Annotated in this window: 17 protein-coding genes, 2 tRNA genes and 1 riboswitch; of the genes, 12 read left to right on the top strand and 7 right to left on the bottom strand. The window is 65.5% G+C overall.

Annotated features, from left to right (window positions below; genetic code table 11):
* Positions 1-43: 43 nt before the first annotated feature.
* Positions 44-1,582, top strand: coding sequence for an NAD(P)H-hydrate dehydratase (locus ACOYR4_RS08570; RefSeq protein ID WP_422849247.1), 1,539 nt, complete (start codon positions 44-46; stop codon positions 1,580-1,582).
* A 6-nt stretch (positions 1,583-1,588) separates the two neighbouring features.
* On the opposite strand, the gene ACOYR4_RS08565 is transcribed toward ACOYR4_RS08570, so the two are convergent.
* Positions 1,589-2,338 carry an AraC family transcriptional regulator gene (locus ACOYR4_RS08565; protein WP_295943444.1) on the bottom strand — a complete coding sequence of 250 codons (750 nt, stop codon included), beginning with the start codon at positions 2,336-2,338 and terminating at the stop codon, positions 1,589-1,591.
* 110 nt (positions 2,339-2,448) lie between these two features.
* On the opposite strand from ACOYR4_RS08565, the gene ACOYR4_RS08560 reads away from it, so the two are divergent.
* Entirely contained in the window at positions 2,449-3,423 is a 975-nt protein-coding gene (locus ACOYR4_RS08560; protein ID WP_295943442.1) for an alpha/beta fold hydrolase, read from the top strand.
* Positions 3,424-3,524: 101 nt separating this feature from the next.
* Here the strand turns inward: ACOYR4_RS08560 and rnr are convergent, their stop codons facing one another.
* Positions 3,525-5,858, bottom strand: coding sequence for a ribonuclease R (rnr, locus tag ACOYR4_RS08555; protein WP_295943440.1), 2,334 nt, complete (start codon positions 5,856-5,858; stop codon positions 3,525-3,527).
* Positions 5,859-5,877: 19 nt separating this feature from the next.
* On the opposite strand from rnr, the gene ACOYR4_RS08550 reads away from it, so the two are divergent.
* A tRNA-Leu gene (locus tag ACOYR4_RS08550) sits at positions 5,878-5,962 on the top strand.
* A 266-nt stretch (positions 5,963-6,228) separates the two neighbouring features.
* A tRNA-Leu gene (locus ACOYR4_RS08545) sits at positions 6,229-6,313 on the top strand.
* Positions 6,314-6,470: 157 nt separating this feature from the next.
* Here ACOYR4_RS08545 and ACOYR4_RS08540 read toward each other — a convergent pair.
* Positions 6,471-9,227 (bottom strand): DUF349 domain-containing protein, encoded by a 2,757-nt coding sequence (locus tag ACOYR4_RS08540; RefSeq protein ID WP_422849246.1) that lies wholly within the window; start codon positions 9,225-9,227, stop codon positions 6,471-6,473.
* Positions 9,228-10,147: 920 nt separating this feature from the next.
* Here ACOYR4_RS08540 and ACOYR4_RS08535 point away from each other — a divergent pair.
* The 4 genes from ACOYR4_RS08535 (at position 10,148) to ACOYR4_RS08520 (ending at position 14,156) form a co-directional block, all read left to right on the top strand.
* Positions 10,148-10,993 carry a transglycosylase SLT domain-containing protein gene (locus ACOYR4_RS08535; RefSeq protein ID WP_422849245.1) on the top strand — a complete coding sequence of 282 codons (846 nt, stop codon included), beginning with the start codon at positions 10,148-10,150 and terminating at the stop codon, positions 10,991-10,993.
* Positions 10,994-11,073: 80 nt separating this feature from the next.
* A riboswitch (ZMP/ZTP riboswitch) is annotated at positions 11,074-11,227 on the top strand.
* A gap of 35 nt (positions 11,228-11,262) precedes the next feature.
* Entirely contained in the window at positions 11,263-12,507 is a 1,245-nt protein-coding gene (gene glyA, locus ACOYR4_RS08530) for a serine hydroxymethyltransferase (RefSeq protein WP_110959082.1), read from the top strand.
* Positions 12,508-12,528: 21 nt separating this feature from the next.
* Complete coding sequence (nrdR, locus tag ACOYR4_RS08525) at positions 12,529-12,978, top strand: transcriptional regulator NrdR (protein ID WP_015013541.1); 450 nt, start codon at positions 12,529-12,531, stop codon at positions 12,976-12,978.
* 275 nt (positions 12,979-13,253) lie between these two features.
* Positions 13,254-14,156 carry a DMT family transporter gene (locus tag ACOYR4_RS08520; RefSeq protein ID WP_422849244.1) on the top strand — a complete coding sequence of 301 codons (903 nt, stop codon included), beginning with the start codon at positions 13,254-13,256 and terminating at the stop codon, positions 14,154-14,156.
* A 197-nt stretch (positions 14,157-14,353) separates the two neighbouring features.
* Here ACOYR4_RS08520 and ACOYR4_RS08515 read toward each other — a convergent pair whose 3' ends face one another.
* On the bottom strand, positions 14,354-16,168 hold the full coding sequence (locus tag ACOYR4_RS08515) for a bifunctional metallophosphatase/5'-nucleotidase (protein ID WP_422849243.1): 1,815 nt from the start codon (positions 16,166-16,168) through the stop codon (positions 14,354-14,356).
* Between the two features lie 36 nt (positions 16,169-16,204).
* Positions 16,205-17,302 (bottom strand): chorismate synthase, encoded by a 1,098-nt coding sequence (gene aroC / locus ACOYR4_RS08510; protein ID WP_209820360.1) that lies wholly within the window; start codon positions 17,300-17,302, stop codon positions 16,205-16,207.
* 267 nt (positions 17,303-17,569) lie between these two features.
* Between aroC and ACOYR4_RS08505 the strand changes: the two genes are divergently transcribed.
* A complete protein-coding gene (locus tag ACOYR4_RS08505) occupies positions 17,570-19,753 on the top strand; it encodes a sensor domain-containing protein (protein WP_422849242.1) in 2,184 nt (727 codons plus the stop codon).
* 78 nt (positions 19,754-19,831) lie between these two features.
* On the opposite strand, the gene ACOYR4_RS08500 is transcribed toward ACOYR4_RS08505, so the two are convergent.
* Positions 19,832-20,281: a CBS domain-containing protein gene (locus ACOYR4_RS08500; protein WP_015013536.1), complete on the bottom strand. Its 450-nt coding sequence runs from the start codon at positions 20,279-20,281 to the stop codon at positions 19,832-19,834.
* Between the two features lie 158 nt (positions 20,282-20,439).
* Here ACOYR4_RS08500 and ACOYR4_RS08495 point away from each other — a divergent pair, with 158 nt between their 5' ends.
* The 3 genes from ACOYR4_RS08495 to ACOYR4_RS08485 all read left to right on the top strand — a co-directional run bounded on the left by ACOYR4_RS08495 (position 20,440) and on the right by ACOYR4_RS08485 (position 23,082).
* Entirely contained in the window at positions 20,440-21,750 is a 1,311-nt protein-coding gene (locus ACOYR4_RS08495; RefSeq protein WP_422849241.1) for an O-acetylhomoserine aminocarboxypropyltransferase, read from the top strand.
* A 2-nt stretch (positions 21,751-21,752) separates the two neighbouring features.
* Positions 21,753-22,571 (top strand): alpha/beta fold hydrolase, encoded by an 819-nt coding sequence (locus ACOYR4_RS08490; RefSeq protein WP_008906693.1) that lies wholly within the window; start codon positions 21,753-21,755, stop codon positions 22,569-22,571.
* Between the two features lie 163 nt (positions 22,572-22,734).
* A complete protein-coding gene (locus tag ACOYR4_RS08485; RefSeq protein ID WP_422849240.1) occupies positions 22,735-23,082 on the top strand; it encodes an Mpo1-like protein in 348 nt (115 codons plus the stop codon).
* A gap of 104 nt (positions 23,083-23,186) precedes the next feature.
* Here the strand turns inward: ACOYR4_RS08485 and ACOYR4_RS08480 are convergent, their stop codons facing one another.
* Complete coding sequence (locus ACOYR4_RS08480; protein WP_422849239.1) at positions 23,187-24,437, bottom strand: YihY family inner membrane protein; 1,251 nt, start codon at positions 24,435-24,437, stop codon at positions 23,187-23,189.
* Positions 24,438-24,454: the final 17 nt, after the last annotated feature.

Genomic DNA, 24,454 nt, shown 5'->3' with positions numbered 1-24,454 from the left:
AATGGCAGGCGCCTGCCGTTTGCAGCGCCCCTGCCCTCGCCCCATGCACCGCATCGCCCCCCACCAGCCTCATCCCCTGTTCAACACAGCCGCCACACGCCGCCTGGAGAAAGCGGCGGCGGCCACCCTGCCCCCACACACCCTCATGCAACGTGCCGGCCTGGCCGTCGCACAACTGGCCCAGGCGTTGGCACCGCACGCACGCACCGTGTGGATTGCCTGCGGCCCCGGCAACAACGGTGGTGACGGGCTGGAGGCCGCGATGCACCTGCAACGCAGTGGCCGCAAAGTGGTCGTGACCTGGCTGGGCCAGCCCGATACGGCCCCGGCCGACGCCAAGGCATCGTGGCAGCGCGCGCGGGATGCAGGCGTGGCCTGGGCAGACACAGCACCCGACGACCTGGATGCCAACGACTTGTGCATCGATGCACTGCTGGGCATTGGCGTCTCGTCCTCACCCCACAGCCCTGCACGCGCACCCGATGCCCGACTCCAGGCCTGTCTGCAAGCTCTGCACCGCTGCTCGGCGCCCGTGCTGGCCGTGGACCTGCCCAGCGGGCTGGACGCAGACACAGGCCAGTTTGCTGCAGGCCTCGCGCCCGATACCGCACCCCACCCGCACTACCTCCTCCACCACCGCACGCCCCCGCCACGTCACACGCTGAGCCTGCTCACCCTCAAGCCCGGCCTTTTCACCGCCACCGGGCGGGACTCAGCAGGCCATGTCTGGCTGGACGACCTGGGCGTAGAACCCGGGCATGAGCCGCCCAACGCCTGGCTATCCGGCCCCGCCCTGCCCGCCCCCCGCGCCCATGCCAGCCACAAGGGTAGCTATGGCGATGTCGCCGTGGTGGGTGGCGAGGGTTTGGCAGCACGCGGCATGGGCATGGCGGGCGCCGCCTTGCTGGCCGCATCGGCCGCCCTGCACAGCGGTGCGGGCCGGGTGCTGGTGGCGCTGCTGGACGACGGGCATCTGCAACTGGACCCGCAGCAGCCTGAACTGATGCTGCGCCGCTTTGACGCGCTGGCGCTGGAGCAGCTCACCGTGGTCTGCGGCTGTGGCGGCGGCCAGGCCATCGCACACGTGCTGCCCGAAGTCATCACCCGCGCAACGCGCCTGGTGCTGGACGCCGACGCACTCAGCACCATCGCCACCCAGGCCGCATTGCATGCGCTGGTGGTGGCGCGTGGGCAGCACGGGCAGCCCACGGTCATCACCCCCCACCCACTGGAGGCAGCGCGCCTGCTGGGCCTGACCACCGCCGAGGTCCAGGCCAACCGGCTGGATGCGGCGCAACAACTTGCAGACCAATTCAACTGCGTGGCCGTGCTCAAGGGTTCGGGCACCGTGATTGCCGCGCCCGACCGCGTCCCCGCCATCAACCCTACGGGCAACGCGCGGCTGGCCACGGCGGGCACGGGCGATGTGCTGGCGGGCATGGTGGGCGCGCACCTGGCCGCTGGCGCCAGCGCATTGCGTGCAGCGAGCGAAGCGGTGTACCAGCACGGACAGGCTGCAGATGTGTGGCCCGCAGGCCTGGCCCTTACCGCCAGCGCACTGGCGCGGCGCGTGGGCGGGTGACAGGGGTCAATCCAACAGCGTGACCTGCTTGAGCGGCTTGAGCACGCTCGACGGTGTCATGCCAAAGGTCTGGCGGAACATGCGGCTGAAATGCGCCGAGTCCACAAAGTCGCCGTGCAGCGCCGCATCCGTCAGGCGCGGGCTGACCGCCAGCCCGGCCATGGCCAGCCGCACTTGCGACCATACGCGGTAGCTGCGCAGGCTCACACCCATTTCGGCGCGGAACAAATGGTTGAAGCGCGAGGCCGACAGCTGTGCCTCGGACGCGAGCCCCGCCCGCGCCAGGCGCCCCTGCTCGTGCTGCGGGCGGCGCAGGGCGTGCAGACTGCGGGCCACGCGCAGGTCCAGCGGGGGCGCCGCCTGCAGCAGGTGGCGGTGCAGCAGGGCCGGCAGATCGAAGGTGCGCAAATGGCCTTCCATGGCCGCACGCGCCCCCACCGGCGCCGCCACATCCAACAACACGCCACCCTGCTGCAGGAACACACTGCGCAGGCTGCGCGCCTCCGGCGAGTCGGGCTCCAGGTACACCAGCGCCACCACTTCACCGCAGGGGTCGAACAGATGCTCCACCCCGGCATCCACCAGCGCGCTGTGACAGGTCTCCACCAGCCCCGCACCCCAGTGCAACGCAAACCGGCCCGAGAGCCCCATCAGCAGCACGGGCGACGCATGGCAATGCCAGCCCGTGGCCGGGATCTCGCCCACGTACAGCGCACGGTCAGTGCCCAGCGTCAGGGTGTTCGTGCGCTGCGGCATAGCCCAAACCTACAAGTCTTGCAGCACGGTTCTCGGTAGCCTTGCCGGGCCCCGGCGCGCGCCCACAGTTCAGCGCCACGGCATCCCATCGTTCTTTTGGAGACTGGTTCTTGAAACGCATTGCCTTCTTTTCTATTGCCGCCGCCCTCGCCCTGGGCGGCGCAGGCCTCTACTACGGCGCCCCGTCGCTGCTGAAGGAGCCCCTGCTCCACCTCAACCGCAGCCTCTCGGGCATGGAAGAAAAAACCACCACCGCCGCGCTGCACACCATCCACTACCTGGACAGCAATGCGCCATCCCAACCGGCACCCGGCAACCCAGGCGCTACACCCCTGGTACTGCTGCACGGCATTTTTGCGGAGAAAGACCATTGGGTGGATTTTGCGCGCCCCCTCACCGGCCAATACCGGGTGATTGCCCCCGATTTCCCCGGTTTTGGCGAGAGCACGCGGGTGAACGACCAACCTTACGACTACGCCGCACATGTCCAACGCCTGGGCGCGCTGCTGGATGCGCTGGGCATTGAGAAGGCCCACCTAGCGGGCAACTCCATGGGCGGCACCATTGCCGCGCTGTTTGCGCTGCAGCACCCCGAGCGTGTGGCCAGCGTGGCTTTCATCGGCGCGCCCCATGGCATCCGCTCACCACAGCCCAGCACCATGGACCGCCTTATCGATGCCGGGCAGCGCCCACTGGTGGCCCACGACGCCGCAGCCTTCGACGCCATGATGGAGCTGGTGTTTGAAAAACGCCCGTTCCTGCCGTATCCCATCCTGCACGCCACGGAGCAGGCAGCACTGCGCAATGCCCCATCCAACTCCCGCCTGTGGGATGCGCAGCTCAAAGACCGCTATCTGCTTGAACAAAGACTGGGCGAACTGCAAAAGCACCCCGTGCTCGCTTTGTGGGGCGATAAAGACCGCGTGTTTGACCGTTCGGGCCTTCAGCCTTTGCAAAAGCTGTTGCCCCAAGCGCAACTGGAGGCCCTGCCCGGCATCGGCCATCTGCCCATGATGGAAGCGCCCGCCGACACGGCGCGCAGATATGCGCGCTTTCTGGATCAAACGAAGCCCGCTCACCTATAAAAATAGCTGCTAGCGCATGTTCAATATGCGCTAGCAGCTATCAATTAAGTAGCAATTTGCAAGCTGAACTGGAAGCCATCACGCCCACCAGCACAGGGCCGTCAGCCGCGGCGTGGCTTGCGCGCCTTGCCCTTGCTGGACTTGCCCGCCACTGCCTTCTTGACCGACGCCTTCAGCGACTGGATGGGCGAACGCGCCGCGCGCTCGCGGGTCAGGCCCGCCTTTTCGGTGGCTGACATCGCAGCACCCTTGTCTGCTTTGCGGCCACCCGCACGGCCACTGGCCTTACGCGCCCCGCCACCCACACCATCAGTGCCAACACCCTTGTCCTTGAGCGCACGGCCCAGCAGCTCTTCGCCTTCGCGCACCAGGCGGAAGTCGATCTTGCGGCCATCCAGGTCCACACGGCTCACCTGCACCCGCACGCGGGCACCGATGGCGTAGCGGATGCCGGTGCGCTCGCCGCGCAGTTCCTGGCGTGCCTCGTCGAACTTGAAGTATTCGCCGCCCAACTCGGTGATGTGCACCAGGCCTTCGACGTACATCGCATCGAGTGTCACGAAGATGCCGAAGCTGGTCGCGGCGCTCACCACGCCGCTGTATTCCTCGCCCAGGTGCTCGCGCATGTACTTGCACTTGAGCCAGGCTTCCACGTCGCGGCTGGCCTCGTCGGCGCGGCGCTCGTTGGCGCTGCAGTGCAGGCCAGCAGCCTCCCAGGCCTGCGTATCGCGGCTGGGCGGCTTCACATCCTTGCGTGGCTTGGTGCCGGGGGCAGCCACGCGCGCAGCCAGGCGCTTGGCCAGCTTGGCATGCGCCTCGCCCGGTGTGGGCAGCGCAGGCAGCTTGTACTGCGTCTTGTTCAGAATGGCCTTGATGACCCGGTGCACCAACAGGTCGGGGTAGCGACGGATGGGGCTGGTGAAGTGGGTGTAGGCATCAAAGGCCAACCCAAAGTGGCCGCTGTTGATGGGCGTGTAGATGGCCTGCTGCATGGAGCGCAGCAGCATGGTGTGGATCTGCTGCGCGTCGGGCCGCTCCTTGGTCGCCTCGGCAATCGCCTGGAAGTCGCCCGGCTTCGGGTCGTCACCAATCGTCATGCCCACGGCCATGGCCTTGAGGTAGTTGCGTAGGATCTCCTGCTTCTCGGGCGTTGGGCCTTCGTGCACGCGGAACAGGCCAGGCTGGCCGCCCTGCGCGATGAAGTCAGCGCTACACACGTTGGCGGCCAGCATGGCTTCTTCGATGAGCTTGTGTGCGTCGTTGCGGGTGCGGGGCACGATCTTCTCGATGCGGCCGTTCTCATCGCAGACGATCTGCGTCTCGGTGGTCTCGAAATCCACGGCGCCGCGCGCCTGGCGGGCAATGAGCAGCGCGCGGTACACGTCGTGCAGGTTGAGCAAGTCCTTGACCCGGTCCTTGCGCTTGCTGGCCTCGGGCCCGCGCGTGTTGGCCAGGATGGCTGCCACCTCGGTATACGTAAAGCGCGCGTGGCTGAACATCACAGCCGGGTAGAACTGGTAGGCGTGCACCTCGCCTTTGGCCGTGACCAGCATGTCGCAGACCATGCACAGGCGCTCCACCTCGGGGTTGAGCGAACACAGGCCGTTGGACAGCTTCTCGGGCAACATGGGGATCACGCGGCGCGGGAAGTAGACGCTGGTAGCGCGGTCGTAGGCGTCGATGTCGATGGCGCTGCCGGTCTCCACGTAGTGGCTCACGTCGGCAATGGCCACCAGCAGGCGCCAGCCCTTGCTGCGGCCGACCTTGGCGGGCTCGCAGTACACGGCATCGTCGAAGTCGCGCGCGTCTTCGCCGTCGATGGTGACCAGGGGCACGTCGGTCAGGTCTACGCGGCGTTTCTTGTCCTGCGCACGCACCTTGTCGGGCAGGGCTTTGGCCTGGGCCAAGCATTCCTCTGAGAATTCGTGTGGCACGCCGTACTTGCGCACGGCAATCTCGATCTCCATGCCCGGGTCGTCGACTTCACCCAGCACCTCGGTGATGCGGCCCACAGGCTGGCCAAACAGCGCGGGCGGCTCGGTCAGCTCGACCACCACGACCTGTCCCGGCTTGGCGGCGCCGGTGGCCCCCTTGGGGATCAGCACATCCTGGCCGTAGCGCTTGTCCTCCGGCGCCACCAGCCAGACACCGCTTTCCTGCAGCAGGCGGCCGATGATGGGCTGTGGCGGGCGCTCGATGATTTCCACAACGCGGCCTTCGGGCCGGCCACGGCGGTCCTGGCGCACGATGCGCACACGCACGCGGTCCTTGTGCAGGACGGCGCGCATTTCATTCGGGGGAATATAGATATCGCCTTCGCCATCGTCGCGGATGACGAAACCGTGTCCATCACGGTGCCCTTGCACGCTGCCTTCGATCTCTTGCGACAAATGTGGAGCGGGCTGCGTGCCGGGGGTGGATTTTTTGTTATACAATCTTAGTCTTTCCTGAAATGCCCAGGTGGCGGAATTGGTAGACGCACTAGTTTCAGGTACTAGCGAGTAACATCGTGGAGGTTCGAGTCCTCTCCTGGGCACCAAGTTTAACGAGAACCAGCCAAGGTTTTCAAAATATCGAAGCCGCTGCACATACAGCGGCTTTTTTATTTTCCGGCGCGTCATGCACACGCAAAAACACCCAGCCCTCCCGGGCCAGACCCGGCGCGGCGGTCGGGCCATGCGGGAGGTTGTGGTGACCGCGACAAGCCAGCCACCGCGCCTGGACCTTCGCACAAAATTTTCAAAAAAATGAGCAAGTTCTCCGGATGCCCCAAAAAACATCCTATAATTCGAAGCTGATCTGAAAGCCCAGGTGGCGGAATTGGTAGACGCACTAGTTTCAGGTACTAGCGAGTAACATCGTGGAGGTTCGAGTCCTCTCCTGGGCACCAAACACATAAAAAGCCGTTGCATTCGCAACGGCTTTTTTGTTTTCCAGGCCCACGCACGCACACCCAAAAGAAAAAACGAGACCGCACGCGATCTCATTTTTCTGTCGGATGCCGTGTCTGCATGCGCACCGCAGTGCGCACACTCCCTGCGTTTCGTTTATTTGCGCAACAGCGTCTTGAGGACGTTCTGCAAACGGCGTGCGCTGGCCGCATCGCTGGGGCCTGCCAACACACGCGCCACATCCTGCCCCCAGGTTTGGGCCGGTGCGGGATCATTGCGGCGTGTCAGGAGTTGCAGCTGCAGCATGCGCCGTGCAGCAATATGCTCCGCCGGCGTTGGTGCCTCTGCCGCCATCTCGAGCCGCAACATGGCTTCCGCAGCATCGCCCTTGGGCGCCGCAGACAACGCCTGGGTCCAGGCGCTGCGCACCGACGCCGTCACACCCGAGCCCAGTTCTTGCGCACCGGGCACCAGCGCTGCATCGCGCTTTTCCCAGGCGGTCAGCAACTGGGTCAGCGCTTCCCCGTGGGCTTGGGCCGCCAGCTTCTTCAGCGCCAGCTGCGCATGCTCCATCGCCTCTCGCTGGGCACGGAATGCCGTGTCACCCAGGCGCGGGCCACGATCCTCGAACGCAGGGCGATCACCAAAGCGGCCTCCTCGGTCGCCACGATCCGCCATGCGGCCATCCGCACGCGGGCCGCGGGCACCGTCACGGTCGCCCGGACGGCCATCGCGGCGATCACCGGGTCGGGCACCTCGGCCAGGAGCCGCCGGAGCATCCTTCTTCATGCCGGGGCGGTCATCCCCGCGCACCGCCACCACGGGCCGCGCGGCAGGCTTGGGAGCAGCAGGTGTTGCGGGGGCCGCAGCCGCTGCATCGCCACCCTCCACCGCCTCCACCCCCCCTTCAGCCGCGGCTGGCGCCGCAACCGACTGCGCTTCAGCCTGCGACTGAGCGTCTTTGTTGGCCGTGGCAACCGCTTCCGCCGCCTGGGCCTGGCCGCGCAACGCGGCTTCCAGTGCCTGCATGGCAGCGCGAATCTGCTGCGCATCACCGGTGGCGTTAGCAGCCTCCAGGGCCTTGGACGCGTCCAGCACCACGCGGTCCCGCGCACTCAGTTCAGTGACAGCGCGCTCGCGGTCCGCAGACTTGCGGTTGAACGCCTCATCAATGGGCTTGCGGAAGGCATCCCACAACTTCTGTTCGTGCTTGCGATCCAGAGGCACCGTCTGAGCTTCTGCCTGCCAGCGCTGCTGCAGCGCCTTGACGGCATCGATGCGCAGCGAAGGCGCAGCGCCCAGTGCCGTGGCTTCTTCGATCATTGCGTGGCGACGTGCCAGGCTTTCTTTCTGCGCTGCCTCCAGCGGCGCTGCGGCCAGAGCGATTGCCTGCTTCCACAGGGGCTGAAGTTCGGCAAAGATTTTTTCACCCACATGGCCGCCTTCGCGCCAGCGGTCGCCGAACTGGTACAGCGCGCGGTTGATGGCCTTCCAGTCGCCCGACGCAGCATGCTCCTGCGCCCAGGCCTTGACCTCTTCGATCAGCGCGAGGCGCTGGGCCTTGTGCTCAGCCGCTTCAGCGCGGATCTTGTCCAGCCAGGCCTCGACCACCTTGTGCGCTGCGTTGCAGGCCTCGTCAAATTTCTTCCACAGCGCGTGGTTGGGCGCACCGCCCTGGTCCGCTTGCTTCCACTGCTCACGCAGGCTGCGCAGAGTCTCTTGCATCTTGCGACCACCCAAGGCCTGACCTTCAGGGCGGTTGAGCAGCGCTTCGGCCTTGGCCACCAGCTCTTCACGCACCTGGTCGGCACTCCAGCGTTGCCAGCCTTCCAGCTCACCGGCAGCCACCAGCGCCGTGTGCACCTGTTGCTCCAGCGCGTTGTCAATGTGCTTGCCATGCACCTTGAGCACGGCGCGCAGCGCAGCGGCAGCGCCGGCACTGGCCTTGCCGTGGCCTTCGGCCGTTTCTTTCTCCAGCGTTGCCAAGGCATCGCGCACCAGTTGGTGGGCTTTTTCAATCACCTCCGGCGCCACCTTGGGCTTGGCAGCACGCGCGGGCTTGCCGGCAGCGGCAGAAGCGGCAGCCGCCTCCGAGGCAGCAGTGGGCAAGCCACGTGCAGCGCGCAGTTCGTCCGCCCACACCGGCACAGGTGGCAGGGGTGCAGCAGCATCTTCTGCGGCTGCAGCAGCTTGCGCTACGGCAGGCTGGAAAGCCTCCCACACCACCAGCAGCTGGGTGCGCGAGGCATCGAGCAACGGCGGGAACCTGGCTTCCACACTCGCCCAGCTGGCATCACCCGTCAGCTCCTGGGCCTGTTCCTGCCAGCGCGCCACATCGGCGCGCAGCAGTTCGAGCGCAGCCTGCGCATCGCGCCAGGGCTTGGTCGAGAGCACTTCGATGCGCTGTGCCAGCAACACAGCGGCCTCGCGCTGCACCTGAACCCGGTGCTGCAGGTCTTCGATGACCTTCACGCGGTCGGCCAGCTTTACCTTGAGCAGGGACAGCGGCTCGCGCGACAACGGGGCACCAGCCTTGGCGGCATCCCGCTGCCAGGCCAGGGCATCTGCAATATTGAGCTTGGGGGCCGCCAGCAGGGCCTGGGCTTTTTCAGCCCATTCGGCCGCAATGGCCTCCTGCCCCTTGGCGCGACGGATTTCGTCCAGGCGTTCGCGCACTGCACGGGCCGCGCCCTTGTCGCGCCCGCTCAGCTCCTTGAACACCTCTTGCAGTTGTTCAGGTGATGGCTGCGTGGCCAGCCAGTCGCGGATGCGGGAGGCACGCTCGCCCGAGGTGGCGGCAGAGAAAGCGCCACCAGTCAGCGCATCGAGCGGATGCGGCTCATGGGTTTTGGCCGGGGCCGGATTCACTTCAGGTGCGTCGGACATTTTGCTGCGGGAAAAAAATGGAAACATGGATCCAATAGATTACGAAGGCATCCCGGGCGCAGAGCCTGGGGCCGTGCCCGAACGACCGCGCCAAGCGCGCGCCAGGGCAACAAAAGGGCTATTTTCACCGGATTGGGCCAGAGGCCGTAGCGGCTTGCCTCCTCAACACCTGCAGGGTGATCTGGAGCAAGGCATCCGGCGAGGATGTCGCCCGGCAATCCGGGCGAAGGGTCGCCGCTCTAGGGAACAGCCCCCATTATCTATATATAAGACTGTGCCGCCCACCCACAAGGCGACACCCCAATAAGAAAGCCCGACGAGCAGTGCCTGAAGGGCCTGCCCGCCGGGCTTGACGGCTGACACAACGGTCTTTGCCATCGGTCGCGATGCGGAGAGAAAGGTCCGCATGGCGCGGAGGCAAGGTATTGCCTCCAGGGGTTGCCATGGAAGCGGCATCTGCTGCACCTTGGCACTGAATGCCCTCGGAGGGAGACTTCGCTTCGTCTGGCGATGCCTGAAATCTACAGGCGCCTCCACCTTATCAAACTCGCTTCGCCAACTCAAATCGGATTCTCAATGGCGGCGAAAAGCCCGATTGAATTTGATATGCGGATGTCAGCCGCTGCACGGCCGCTCCCAACGAAAAACAGCGCTTGGCTCAGAAAAACTGTGATTTTTTACAGATTTTTCATAATTTATATGTCTTAAATATTGAATTGTTAGTATTGACTATGCATTTAGTGAGCTTCTAGAATCCGCCAGCCCCAAAAACGGGGCTAGTACAAACCCCAATCGCTGCCGAACCCGGCTAAGTCAATCCAGGGCGCCAAGCACTCCACAGACGTGCAGCCCGGATTTGATGGCGTACCAATCCAGGCGATCTGCCAGCAAAGCACCGTCCACCGCGACGGCTCCGCTCCGCTGGCCCGCCTCAGAAAGGAAGAGCTATGACAGCGTCAGGAAAAATACTCTCCGGCGTGCGAACTTTCGCGGCCGATGTGACCGAAGGTTTTCTTGAAATCACCCACAACAGCTTTGCCCTCATAGGCCTGGCCGTTGCCTTTGTCGTCATTGCACTCACAGCACGGCCCGATCTGCGCCAGGCAGGTGAAGAGCAACTGATGAACTGGCTGCAAGCCCGCCAGGTAGAAATGTTGGGCATGCCCATCGAACCCGAAGCCAGCGAGCGCGCTACGGCAGTGAACCCCAAAGACCTGCCCAAAGAGCAGGCTGCCGTGGCCTTCTGGCTCAGCAAGAAGTACCGTGTGGCGCCAGAGCCCCTCAGCGCCCTGGTGGCCGAGGCCTACGAGATTGGCACCCGCGCCAAGATCGACCCCACGCTGATCCTGGCCATCATGGCCATCGAGTCCAGCTTCAACCCGTTTGCCGAAAGCGCTGTGGGCGCCCAAGGGCTGATGCAGGTGATGACCCGCGTGCACACCGACAAGTACCAGAACTTTGGCGGCCACTTTGCCGCCTTTGACCCGGTGAGCAACCTGCGGGTTGGCGTGAAGGTGCTGCAAGAGTGCATCGCCCGCGCAGGATCGCTGGAAGGTGGCCTGCGCTTTTATGTGGGCGCGGGCAACATGGCCGACGATGGTGGCTACGCCGCCAAGGTGATGGCGGAACATTTCCGCCTGCGCCAGGTGGCCGGTGGTCGCGCAGTGCCCTTCAATCCCCCTCCCTCCCTGTCTACCCAGGCTCCTGTGCAGAGCATCCCTGCAGCGGCACCTCGCACCCCAGCACCGGCTGCGGTCAGCGACAAGGTGGCTTTGCTGACACCGGGCCTGTAACAGGCAGGCTCCCGGCGCCCGGGTAACAACCTTGGCCCCCGGCGGTTTCGGCGGTGTAGCAGTGCCGTGTCGGCTACACTAAAGAGGTACGCGACTGGCGATAGGCGCTGCATTCAGCCACTGGATGTAGCCGCTGACGTGGAAACCAGCAAGAACCTACTTCTTGTGAACCACTGGGAAGCGTGCCGCAGGGGCCCTGCCCCGTGCGTTCAGCCGTTCGCCTGGGCAGCCCTTGTTTCAAGGGACACAAGTTCATAGGACTGCCAATCATGTACGACCGCAAAATTCTTGTCGAACAAACCGACCCCGAGCTGTTTGCCGCCATCCAGGCCGAAAACGCCCGCCAAGAACACCACATCGAGCTGATCGCCAGCGAGAACTACGCCTCCCCCGCCGTGATGTGGGCGCAAGGCACCCAGCTCACCAACAAATACGCCGAAGGCTACCCCGGCAAGCGCTACTACGGTGGCTGCGAGCATGTGGACGTGGCCGAGCAGCTGGCCATCGACCGCGTGAAGAAGATCTTCGGCGCCGACGCCGCCAACGTGCAGCCCCACTGCGGCGCATCTGCCAATGAGGCCGTGTTCCTGGCCTTCCTCAAGCCCGGCGACACCATTATGGGCATGAGCCTGGCCGAAGGCGGTCACCTGACCCACGGCATGCCGCTGAACATGTCGGGCAAGTGGTTCAACGTGGTCAGCTACGGCCTGGACAAGAACGAAGCCATCGACTACGACGCGATGGAAGCCAAGGCCCGCGAACACAAGCCAAAGCTGATCGTGGCCGGTGCCTCTGCCTACAGCCTGCACATCGATTTCGCCCGCTTTGCCAAGGTCGCCAAGGAAATTGGCGCGATCTTCATGGTGGACATGGCCCACTACGCCGGCCTGATCGCTGCGGGCGTGTACCCCAACCCCGTGCCCCACGCTGACGTGGTGACATCGACCACCCACAAGAGCCTGCGCGGCCCCCGTGGCGGCATCATCCTGATGAAGGCCGAACACGAGAAAGCCATCAACAGCGCCATCTTCCCCGGCCTGCAAGGCGGCCCGCTGATGCACGTGATCGCAGCCAAGGCCGTGGCCTTCAAGGAAGCGATGCAGCCCGAGTTCAAGGCCTACCAGGAACAAGTGGCCAAGAACGCCAAGGTCGTGGCCGAGACGCTGACCGCACGCGGCCTGCGCATCGTGTCCGGCGGCACCCAAAGCCACGTGATGCTGGTGGACCTGCGCGCCAAGGGCATCACCGGCAAGGAAGCCGAGGCCGTGCTGGGCGCCGCCCACATGACCATCAACAAGAACGCCATCCCCAACGACCCTGAAAAGCCGATGGTGACCAGCGGCGTGCGCATTGGCACCCCCGCCATGACCACGCGCGGCTTCAAGGAAGAAGAAGCCCGCATCACGGCCAACCTGATCGCCGATGTGCTGGACAACCCTCGCGACGAAGCCAACATCGCCGCCGTGCGCGCCAAGGTCAACGCCCTGACCGCACGTTTCCCGGTCTACCGCTAAGCAAGCCGGTTCTCTGCGCCCATGAAGTGCCCCTTCTGCAGCCACCTCGAAACGCAAGTCGTTGAAACGCGGGTGTCTGAGGATGGGGTCTTCATCCGCCGCCGCCGCCAGTGCGGCGCGTGCGACAAGCGCTTCACTACGTACGAGCGGCCGGAAGTGAACTTCCCGGCCATCGTGAAGAAGGACGGCCGGCGCATTGAATACGACCGCAGCAAGTTGCTGGGCTCGTTCAACCTGGCATTGCGCAAGCGGCCCGTGAGCACCGACCAGATCGACAGCGCCATTGAGCGTATCGAAGAGAAACTGCTCAACCTGGGGCAGCGCGAGGTGATCTCCAGCCGCATTGGCGAGCTGGTGATGCGCGAACTCAAGAAGCTCGACAAGGTGGCCTACATCCGCTTTGCCAGCGTGTACCGCAGCTTTGAAGACATCGACGACTTCCGCGCCATGGTCGATGAAGTGCGCAAGTAGCGCGCGCACGTTGGGCCAGCCCTTACGGTAACGCCTGCCGTTTCCCGTCCTGAGCCCCACGCGGCTACTGGGTCTGCCCGATGCAGGCGCTGTAGCTACCGACACATTTTGCAAATCCCCGGCTTCGGCACTGGCCCTGGAGCATGTCGCACAAGCTACTTTGTGAAAGCTATTAATTTCATAGCTATCACGACATGATGCACTAGCGCTTCAGGCGGTTTTTGCATCAAAACGGCTCTACCACACGCCAGCACGCACCACGAAGGTGCCTGACAATGCGCGCGGTGAAAACCCGCCATTTCCTGCAGCTGGTGCTGCTGTCTGCCCTTTGGGGCGCTTCCTTTCTTTTCATTCGCGTCGCCAGTCCGGTGCTGGGCCCCAATGTGATGGCCGCGCTGCGCATTGGCCTGGCCACGCTCACGCTGATGGGCATCATGCGCTGGGCGGGTGAGCCCTGGCCCTGGCGCCACTGGCGAGAGCTGCTGGGGCTGGGCACGCTGACGGTGGCAGCGCCTTTTCTGCTGTACGCCTGGGCGGCCCTGCACCTGCCAGCGGGCTACAGCTCGCTGCTCAACACCATGGCCGTGCCGTTTGGCGTGATCGCTGCCGCGTGGATGAAGGAAGACACACTGAGCGCACGCAAATGGGCCGGCTGCCTCTGCGGCTTTGCCGGGGTGGCGCTAATCGTGCAGTTGGGTCCCGTCGAGCCCAACTCAGCCGTACTGCTTGCGGCAGGCGCATGCGTGACCGCTGCAGCGTGCTACGGCCTGTCTCTCACCTGGATGAAGCGTGCGACGAAACGCATGTCGCCGTTGTCCATCGCAGCAGGCATCCACGCAGCGGCCCTGGTACTGCTGCTGCCTGGGGCGGCGTGGACCATGCCCACCGCGCGCTTCACCCCAGAGGCGCTGGCCGCCGTGGCCGTGATGGGCATCGTGACCTCGGGCTTGGCGTACTGGCTCAACCTGCGGGTGCTGAAGCATGTCTCGCCCGTGGCCGCCATGAGCTCCGCTTTCATGATCCCGCTGTTTGGTGTGGCCTGGGGCCATATCTTTCTGGGTGAGGCCCTGGGGCCGGGCATGCTCTGGGGCGGCGCGCTGGTGCTGGTGGCGACCGGGCTGGTCACCGGCTTCAACCCGCTGCAATGGCTGGGCGCGCTGCGCCGCACAGCCGACTAGTGTGGTGTTGCGCGCTGGATGGCACATTGAAAACCGATGGATTTTTGGTCAGGGCAAGGCGCAAATCGCAGCGATACCCGGAGGTATCGCGAGGATTTGCAACACAGCCCTGGCCGAAAAGACGCGGTTTTTAAGTGCCAGATAGCGTGCAACACCACACTAGGCCCCTCCGAGCAAGGGTGCCCGGTGGGCACGCCTCAGCGCGCAGAAGGCGCAACGCGGGTGATGCGGTTGGTGGCGGGCGGTGCCACCGGGCTCTGCAGACGGAAGTACGCCTCCAGCGCATCCAGGTCCAGCTCGCCCACGCGCCGGTCCTGGCCTTGCGTCAGCACCGTGAAGTTGTCGCCGCCGCTGTCCAGAAAGCTGCTCATCACCACACGGACCGATTGCGTATCGCTAACTGGCGCACCGTTCAGCACCATGTGGCTGATGCGCGCCCCGGCGGGCTGGCTCAGGTCGTAGCGGTAGCTGAAACCGCTGGACACCGACAGCACCCGGGGCCGCTGCACCGTGTTGCCGCCGCTGGCGAACTGCTGCTCCAACACGGCGCGGATCTGCGCGCCCGTGAAGGTCTTGATCACCAGCTGGTTGCCGAAGGGCTGCACCGCATACAGCTGGCCGTAACGCACCAGCCCTTGTTCATCTGGCACCAGGTCCGCACGCAGGCCGCCGGGGTTCATGAACGACAGCTGCGCGCCGCCGTCTTCGGGCGCCCGCGTGGCCAGCAGCTGGGCGTCTGCCACCAGATTGCCCAACACGCTCTCCAAAGCCGCATTGGGCTGGCGGCGCATGGCCCCCTGGGCCTGGCCCACCGGGCGCTGGGCCAGCGGAATGGCGGCGGCGCGGTAGGTATCGATGATCTTCTGCACGCCAGGGTCCGCAGGAAACGTCGGCACGGCAGTGGTCAGCGGCACAGGCCCCTGGGCGCCCGTGAAGGCCTCGCCTTGCACCACCACATTGCGCGCCGTTTTACGGACCACGCGGCGGGTCTGCGTGTCCACGCGCAGCTGAATGTCGGTGAGCAGCGTGCCGTACTGGCCTGCGCTGGTCAGCAAGAAGGGTTTGGCCGGGTTCACGCGGCTGTAGTCGCACACATAGGCCTGGTGCGTGTGGCCGGAGACCACCACATCTACGGCCGGGTCCAGGCGCTCCAGGATGGGCACGATGTCGCCCGACAGGCCTGCGCAGCTGGTCTCCTGCACGCCCGCTGTGGTGCCGCCACCTTCATGGATGGCCACCACGATCACATCGGCGCCCTGGGCCTTGAGCTGCGGAATCAGCGCATTGGCCGTGGCCGCTTCGTCCTCAAAACGCAGCCCGGCCACGCCCGACGGGCTGACCATGGTGGGTGTGGCCTGCAGCGTGAGGCCAATAAACCCCATGGTGACGGTGACACCGCCTTCTGTGAACCGCTTGAGCCCCGTGGCGGGCAGGAGGGTGCGCCCGTCCTCGCGCAGCGTGTTGGCGGCCAGCAGGCCAAACTTTGCGCCCTCGAACGGTTTGCTGATGCGACAGGGCTCGCGCGAGGTGAATTTTTCGCAGCCGCCGTTCTGCAGCCGCAGCAGCTCGCGCCAGCCCCGGTCAAACTCGTGGTTGCCGACCGCATTGAAGTCGATCTGCATGCGGTTGACCGCCTCGATGGTGGGCTCGTCCAGGAACAACGACGACACCAGCGGCGAGGCGCCCACCATGTCACCCGCAGACACGACCGCATGGTGCGGCGACTGGGCCTTGAGGGCGGCCATGGCGCTGGCAAAGTAGGCCATGCCCCCGGCAGGCGCCAGCACTGGGCCTGTGGGCCCTTCCACCCGGTGCGCCATGTGGGGCGGCTCCAGGTTGCCGTGGAGGTCGTTGAAGCCGATGAGGGTGATGTCGATGTGGGCCGGCGCGCTGCCCGCCGCAGGGGCGGTGGGCGAAATGGGTGTCATGCCACCACAGCCAGCCAGCCACAGCGGTACAACCAAGGCGGCCAACGCCCGGCAACGGAAGGCCCGGAACAAGCGCTTGCTCATACAGAGGCACCGCCCCTGGGACGGTGGGAGTTGGTGTTACAGAAACGAGGCCTGGATCGGCGGCACAGGGGGCACCACGTCGCCACACTGGGCGCGGTGGCGCAGCGCGTGCTCCATCACCACCAGCGCCAGAAGCGCTTCGGCAATCGGCGCGGCCCGGATGCCCACACAGGGGTCGTGGCGGCCCTTGGTGATCACTTCGGTGCTCTTGCCATGGATGTCGATGGACTCGCGCGGGCTGATGATGGAACTGGTGGGCTTGATGGCGATGCTCACCTCCAGATCCTGCCCGGTGCTGATACCGCCCAGCACGCCGCCGGCGTTGTTGGTGCGGAAGCCCTGTGGCGTCATGGAGTCGCCATGCATGGTGCCCCGGTGGGCCACGCTGGCAAAGCCAGCACCAATCTCCACGCCCTTCACGGCATTCAGGCCCATCATCGCGTGGGCAATGTCGGCGTCGAGCTTGTCATACAGCGGCTCGCCCAGGCCCACCGGCACGCCCGTGGCCTGCACCCGGATACGCGCGCCGCACGAGTCACCGGCCTTGCGCAGGGCGTCCATGTAATCCTCGTACTGCTGCACGTCGGCCACGGGGGCGAAGAAGGGGTTGCTGCGCACATGGTCCCAGCTCTCGAACGGGATGGGCAGCTCGCCCAGCTGCGTCATGCAGGCGCGGAACTCGGCGCCATATTGCTGCGCCAGCCACTTCTTGGCCACTGCGCCTGCGGCCACCGTGGGCGCCGTCAGGCGGGCGGAAGACCGGCCGCCGCCGCGCGGGTCGCGGATGCCGTACTTGTGCCAGTAGGTGTAGTCGGCATGGCCCGGGCGGAAGCTCTCGGCGATGTTGCTGTAGTCCTTGCTGCGCTGATCGGTGTTGCGGATCAGCAGGGCAATGGGAGTGCCGGTGGTCTTGCCCTCGTACACGCCGGAGAGGATTTCCACCGCATCGGGCTCGTTGCGCTGCGTGACGTGGCGGCTGGTGCCAGGGCGACGCCGGTCCAGGTCGGTCTGGATGTCAGCCTCGGTGAGGGGCATGCCGGGCGGGCAGCCGTCAATCACGCAGCCAATGGCCGGGCCGTGGGATTCACCAAAGTTGGTGACTGCGAATAGGGTACCGATGGTGTTGCCGCTCATGGGGCGGGATTATCCCAGAGCTCCCGGGGAGCCCCGAGCAGCAACACCGGTTTGCTGCGGCGCACCACCACGCACCTCAGCCATATTCCGCCGCGCCAGGGTCCCCACGGGCCGAATATCGGGTGCGTGGCGCCGAGGCACGGGCAGGACATATCTCGCTTGGCAGGCCCCTGAGCGCTTGTTAGCATGTAACCATCGATTTCTGGGATCTACATGCCCGCCCTCGCGCCCCCCTCTCCGGGTCCAACATCTCCGTCCCGCACCCTTTTGACTGCCACCCTGGCAGACGCGCCCCTTCGCCGGGCGCTGGATGCCAGCGACAACGCCGTGGTGATGACCAACAGTTCCAAGCGCGTGGTGTATGTCAACGAAGGGTTTACACGCCTGTTTGGCTACCAGCCCGCTGAGGTGCTGGGCAAGCTGCTGAGTGAGGTCTTGCTGGGCCCCCACTCCGATCCGGACCTGCTCGAGAGCATCCGGGGCAATGTGCTGGTACAGGGCAGTTTTCATGGAGACACCCTGCTGTACAGCAAGGCGGGGCAACCCCGCTGGGTGTCACTGGTCATCAATGCGTCCGACGAAAGCTCGGGCGGACCGGGGGGCAGCATCTCGATCCTGACCGACATCACGCTCACCAAAATGCACGAGGTGCTGCAGACGCATGTGCTGGAGGGCATGGTCAACGAGTTGCCCCTGCACGAGCTGATGGCCCTGGTCTGCCGCGAGGTGGAGCGCATTGCGCCCGAGGTCACCGCCACCATCCTGGCGGTGGATGCCCAGGGCCGACTGCACCCACTGGCAGCCCCCAGCCTGCCCGCCAGCATCAGCCGTGCGCTGGACGGACTGGCCATTGGCCCTACCGCAGGGTCATGTGGCACCGCAGCTTTCCGCAACGAGCCCGTAGTGGTCACCGACATGGCGACGGACCCGCTCTGGGACGACTACCGGGAACTGTTTGCCCCGAGCGGAATGCGCGCCTGCTGGTCCAGCCCGATCCGCGACCACCGGGGCCAGCCGATTGGCACCTTTGCGTTCTACTTCCGCGAGCCACGCGCGCCCGACGCGTTGCACCAGCGCCTGGTCGATGTGTGCCTGCACCTGTGCGCATTGGCCATTGAGCGCGACAGCACGCACCAGCGCATCCACCAGCTGGCGTTTTTTGATGTACTCACGGGCTTGCCCAACCGCGCCCTGTTTCGCACCAGCGCAGAGCGCGCGTTGGGTGACCTGCGCCGGGGCAACCACACAGGTGCCCTGCTGTTCCTGGACCTCGACCGGTTCAAACAGGTCAACGACACCCAGGGGCATGCCGCTGGCGATGCGCTGCTGAGCGAGGTGGCCCAGCGCCTCACGCAAGGCCTGCGCGCCCGCGACCTGATCGCCCGCCTGTCAGGCGACGAATTCGTGCTGCTGCTCTCCGAATGCACCACCGAACAGGCCGTGCAAAGTGCCCACCGCGTGCTGCACGACATCGCCCAGCCGCTGGACATTTTTGGGCAGACCCATGTGCCGCACGCAAGCATCGGCATTGCGATGTTTCCGAACGATGGGGACACCATCGACACCCTGCTGCGCCATGCCGACCAGGCCATGCACCAGGCCAAAAGCGACCACCGCCACAGCCTGCAGTTGTTCAGCGCCGAGATGAACCGCCGAGCCCAGGAGCGCGCCTCGCTGGAGCGCGCGCTGCAACAGGCGCTGTCAGACCGCAGCCTCATGCTGCACTACCAGCCGCAGGTGCTCAGCAGTTCTCCCGGCACGTTGCACGGGGTGGAGGCGTTGGCGCGCTGGAACCACCCGCAGTGGGGCATGGTGCCGCCGTCGCAGTTCATCCCTGTGGCGGAGGACGCCGGGCTGATCCATGAGCTGACCCTGTGGCTGCTGGACGAAGCCTGCCGCCAGCTGGCGGCCTGGCGCGCTGCGGGCCACGATGTGCCTTGTGTCGCCGTCAACCTCTCGGGCCGCAGCTTTCACCGGCCGGAGTTTGCGCAGGAGATCAGCGGCGCACTGCAACGCCACGGCCTGCGCGCCAGCGATGTGCTGCTGGAGATCACGGAGAGCGTGATGATGGATGCGCGGCCCGTCACGCTGCAGAACATCGAGGCCCTGCACCACCAGGGCTTCAAGCTGTCGCTCGATGACTTTGGCACCGGCTACTCCAGCCTGAGCTACCTGCACCGCCTGCCCATCAGCGAACTCAAGCTCGACATGGCTTTCGTTCAGGACCTCACCACCAGCGCCACCGCGCGCGCCCTCACGGTGTCGGTACTGAGCATCGCCCACAGCCTGGGCATGGTGGTGGTGGCCGAAGGGGTGGAGACCACCGGCCAGCAGCAGTGGCTGCAGGCGCACGGCTGCCCGGTGATGCAGGGTTACCTGTTTGGCAAACCGCTACCACCCGATGAGATCGAAGCCTGGCTCTGCGCACAGGCGCCGCGCCCCTATCGCTGATGTGGCTCGGAGCACATCGGTGGTGCCCCGTCAGGGCCTGGGCCTTGAGCATCAGGCCCTGGCCATGACCTCAGAAACTCAGGTGCGGGGTTCTTCTTCCGGCCAGTCGCGGATGTAGGCCTTGAGCATCTTGTTCTCAAAGTTCTGGCTGTCCACCACGGCCTTGGCCACGTCATAGAAGCTGATCACGCCCATCAACATGCGGCGGTCCATCACGGGCATGTAGCGCGCGTGGCGGTCCAGCATCATGCGGCGCACTTCGTCCATGTCGGTTTCGAGCGTGCAGGTCAGGGGCGCATCGTCCATGGCCGTGCGCACCAGCATCGTGCCCACGCTGCCGCCGTTCTTGACCAGCGCCTGGATCACTTCGCGGAAGGTGAGCATGCCCACCAAGTCACCATGCTCCATCACCACCAGCGAGCCGATGTCGCGCTCGGCCATCAGGCTCACGGCACCCGCCAGCGGCTCGTCCGGCGATGCGGTGTACAGGGTGTTGCCTTTGACGCGAAGGATGTCGCTGACTTTCATGGTGCGGAGTCTCCGGGGGATCGGGAAGAATCGGAAAGAGTAGGTGTGGGCCCGCAGCAACCAGCACACCGGCTGGGGCTGCCCAGGTGCTGCAGGCTGTTTGTCAGCAAATATAGCCCACAATGCCCGCCTGCATTGACAACATGGGAGACACACAGATGCCCGGTTACTCCGACCCCGGCTTTGACACGCTGGCGCTGCACGCAGGCGCCAGCCCCGACCCCGCCACCGGCGCGCGCGCCGTGCCCATCCACCTGACCACCTCGTTCGTCTTCGAGTCGAGCGACCACGCAGCGTCCCTCTTCAACCTGGAGCGCGGCGGCCATGTGTACAGCCGCATCAGCAACCCGACCAACGCGGTGCTGGAGCAGCGCGTGGCTGCCCTGGAAGGTGGCGTGGGCGCCATTGCCACCGCCAGCGGCCAGGCCGCACTGCACCTGGCGATTGCCACGCTGATGGGCGCGGGCAGCCACATCGTGGCGAGCACGGCGCTGTATGGCGGATCGCAGAATCTGCTGCACTACACGCTGTCGCGCTTCGGCATTGAGACCACCTTCGTCAAGCCCGGCGACATCGACGGCTGGCGCGCTGCGGTGCGCCCCAACACCAAGCTGTTCTTTGGCGAGACCGTGGGCAACCCCGGCCTGGATGTGCTGGACATCCCGACGGTGTCTTCCATCGCGCACGATGCGGGCGTACCGCTGCTGGTGGACTCCACCCTCACCTCGCCCTGGCTCATCAAGCCGTTTGAACACGGCGCCGATCTGGTCTACCACTCGGCCACCAAGTTCCTCTCGGGCCACGGTACCGTCGTGGGCGGCATCGTGGTGGATGGCGGCAGCTTTGACTGGGACGGCCCGAAGTCTGCCGGCAAGTTTGCTGAGCTGACCCAGCCCTACGACGGCTTCCACAAGATGGTGTTCACCGAAGAAAGCACCGTGGGTGCCTTTCTGCTGCGCGCGCGGCGCGAGGGCCTGCGCGACTTTGGCGCCTGCATGAGCCCGCACACGGCCTGGCTCATCCTGCAAGGCATCGAGACCCTGCCGCTGCGCATGGCGCAGCACATGCGCAACACCGAGAAGGTGGTGGAGTTTCTGGCCGCGCAGCCCTTTGTATCGCGCGTGGGCCACCCCTTGCTCGACTCGCACCCCAGCCATGCCTTGGCGCAAAAGCTGCTGCCACGCGGTGCGGGCTCGGTGTTCAGCTTTGACCTCAAGGGCAACCGCGAGCAGGGCAAGAAGTTCATCGAAACCCTCAAGGTCTTCAGCCACCTGGCCAACGTGGGCGATTGCCGCAGCCTGGTGATCCACCCAGCCAGCACCACGCACTTCCGAATGAGCGACGAGGCGCTGGCGGGCGCAGGCATCAGCCAAGGCACGATCCGCCTGTCCATCGGCCTCGAAGATGCCGACGACCTCATTGACGACCTGAAACGCGCGCTCAAAGCCGCAGAAAAGGCGGGGGCCTGACCATGCACATCCAAGTCAACGGCGCCGCCATCTACTGCTACACCGGCGGCAAGGCATTCGACGCCGCCAAGCCCACGGTGGTATTCATCCACGGCGTGCTGAACGACCACAGCGTGTGGGCCCTGCAAAGCCGCTACATGGCCAACCACGGCTGGAACGTGCTGGCCATCGACCTGCCCGGCCACTGCCGCAGCGGCGGCGATGCCCCTGCCACAGTGGAGCAAGGCGCGGACTTCATCGGCGCGCTGCTCGATGCCGCGGGCGTGCAGCGCGCGGCGCTGGTGGGCCACAGCTGGGGTTCGCTCATTGCCATGGAAGCCGCTGCGCGGCTCAAGGACCGCATCAGCCATCTGGTGCTGGTGGGCACGGCGTTTCCGATGAAGGTGTCGCCCGCACTCATCGAGGCCTCGCAGACCGACCCGGAGAAGGCGATGCGCATGGTCAATGTGTTCTCGCGCAGCACCCTGTCCGCGCCACCGTCGGCCCTGGGCCCGGGCACCTGGGTGTTTGGCGCGGGCATGGCGCTGGGGCGCAAGGTGCTGCGCAGCAACACAGCAGTCAATGTGTTCCACCGGGGTTTTGTGGCCTGCGACAGCTATGCGGGCGGCGAGGCAGCCATGGCGCAACTGACCTGCCCCGTGCTGTTTGCGCTGGGCAGCCAGGACCAGATGACGGCGCCCAAGGCGGCTCAGGGCCTCGTCAAGGCCGCGCAGGCCGCTGGCAAACAGGTGCAGATCGCCCACCTGCCCGTGGGCCACAACCAGATGACCGAGGCGCCCGAAGAGACACTGGCCGCCATCCGGGACTTCCTGGCCCGATGAGCCCCCAAACCCCGGCGCGCTGGCAGGCACGCCGGGGGCTTTCAGAACGGGTTCAAAGCGGCAGACCCGTTGGCGACAGCACACCCGCACTGCCCCGCTGGTGCGCGCTGGCGCTGCAGCGTATAACGCGGGCAGAGCCCCAACGCCGCCCGGAGACAACGCCATGACCACCCAGACTGCCGCCTCGCAACCCGCGCCCGCCACCGACCCTCGGGTCTTCAAAAGCTTTGCGGACTTCTACCCGTTCTACCTCAGCGAACACAGCAACCGCACGTGCCGCCGCCTGCATTTTGTGGGCTCCACACTCACGCTGGTCTGCCTGGCCATGCTGGTGGCCACGGGCAAGCCCCAGTACCTGCTGTACGGCCTGCTCTGCGGCTACGGCTTTGCCTGGGTGGGGCACTTCGGCTTTGAGAAAAACAGGCCCGCCAGCTTCAAGCGCCCGCTGTACAGCTTCATGGGCGACTGGGTGATGTACAAGGACATCTGGACGGGCAAAGTGCCCCTGTGAGTTGATTTAAAGCCTCAGAGGCATGAAGCACTAGTGCAGCATGCCTGAGTAGCTATTATTTGTATAGCATAAGATTGCTGCTTGAAGGCGACCATCGACCCCGGTCAGCGCGCCTGCAGCACATCGGCCATGCGCAAGGTTTCCAGCTTAGCGTTGGTCCACAGCGGCCCCAGGCTGTCCACCCGCTGCAGCAGCAGGCGCTGCACCAGGGGCACCAGCAAGGTGGTGTCCGGGTCGGCCAGCAGCACGTACCGGGACTCGGGAACGTCGGCCGCACTCACGGCGGCATCGCTCACCTGCCCCACCCAGTCCAGCGCGGTCAAGGCTTCCAGCACCGGCTGCAGCTGCAATCCATCCACGCGCAACAGCTGGGCCAGCTGGCTGGGGCGGAGGCCTTTGGCAGGCTGCTGGCGCGCGCGGTGCAGCGCCTGCAGCACCTCCACCGCTAGCTGGAACGTCCAGCCCGCCACGGTGCCACGCCGCGCCACGCCCGCCAGCAGGCTGGGCAGGTAGGCAGTGACCACGGCCCCCAGCAGCACAATGACCCAGGCCACATAGATCCACACCAGCAAGATGGGCAGCGTGGCAAACGCGCCGTACACCACCGAGTAGGTGGGCACCTTGCCCAGGTACACCGCCAGCACCTTCTTGGCCAGCTCGATGCACACCGCGACAAAAAAGCCGCCCGTCCAGGCGTGCCGCCATTTCACCGACGTGTTGGGCACATAGTGATACAGCGACGCCATGCCGCCCGCCAGCACCACAAACTGGATCGAATCGAACAGCAACTGCACGCCATCCGGCAGGCGCTTGACCAGCCCGCCGGAGGCCGACATCACATACGAGGTGAGCGCCAGGCTTGCGCCCATCAGCAACGGCCCCAGCGTGATGGCCGCCCAGTAGATCAGCACCCGCTGGCCCAGCGGCCGCAGGCGCTGCACGCGCCAGATGTCGTTGAGCGTGCGGTCGATGGTCAGGATCAGCGCCAGCGCCGTGGCCAGCAGGATGCTGAACCCCGCCACCCCCAGACTGCTCGCCTTGGCAGCAAATTGCGTAAGGTAGCCCAGCACTTGGCGCGAGATGCTGTCGGGCACCAGGCTGCTGACCAGCCAGCCCTGCAGCGCGTCCTGCAGCTTGCCGAAGATGGGGAACGCGGTGAACACCGCCAGCGCCACGGTGAAAAACGGTACCAGCGCCAGAATGGTGGTGAAGGTGAGACTGCTGGCCGTGAGGCCCAGGTGGTCCTCGCGGAAGCGCTCACGCAGCGTCTGGGCCGTGGTCTTCCACGGGAAGTTCGACAGCTCGTTCATCAACGCCTCAATGCGGGACGCTGCTGTCTGTAAGGAGAAAGGCATGGCCGATATGATGCCAC

Source organism: Acidovorax sp. M14, from assembly GCF_049331375.1.
Lineage (GTDB): Bacteria > Pseudomonadota > Gammaproteobacteria > Burkholderiales > Burkholderiaceae_C > Acidovorax.
The sequence above is the reverse complement of the archived record's forward strand: the minus strand, read 5'-3'. Positions and strand labels throughout refer to the sequence as shown.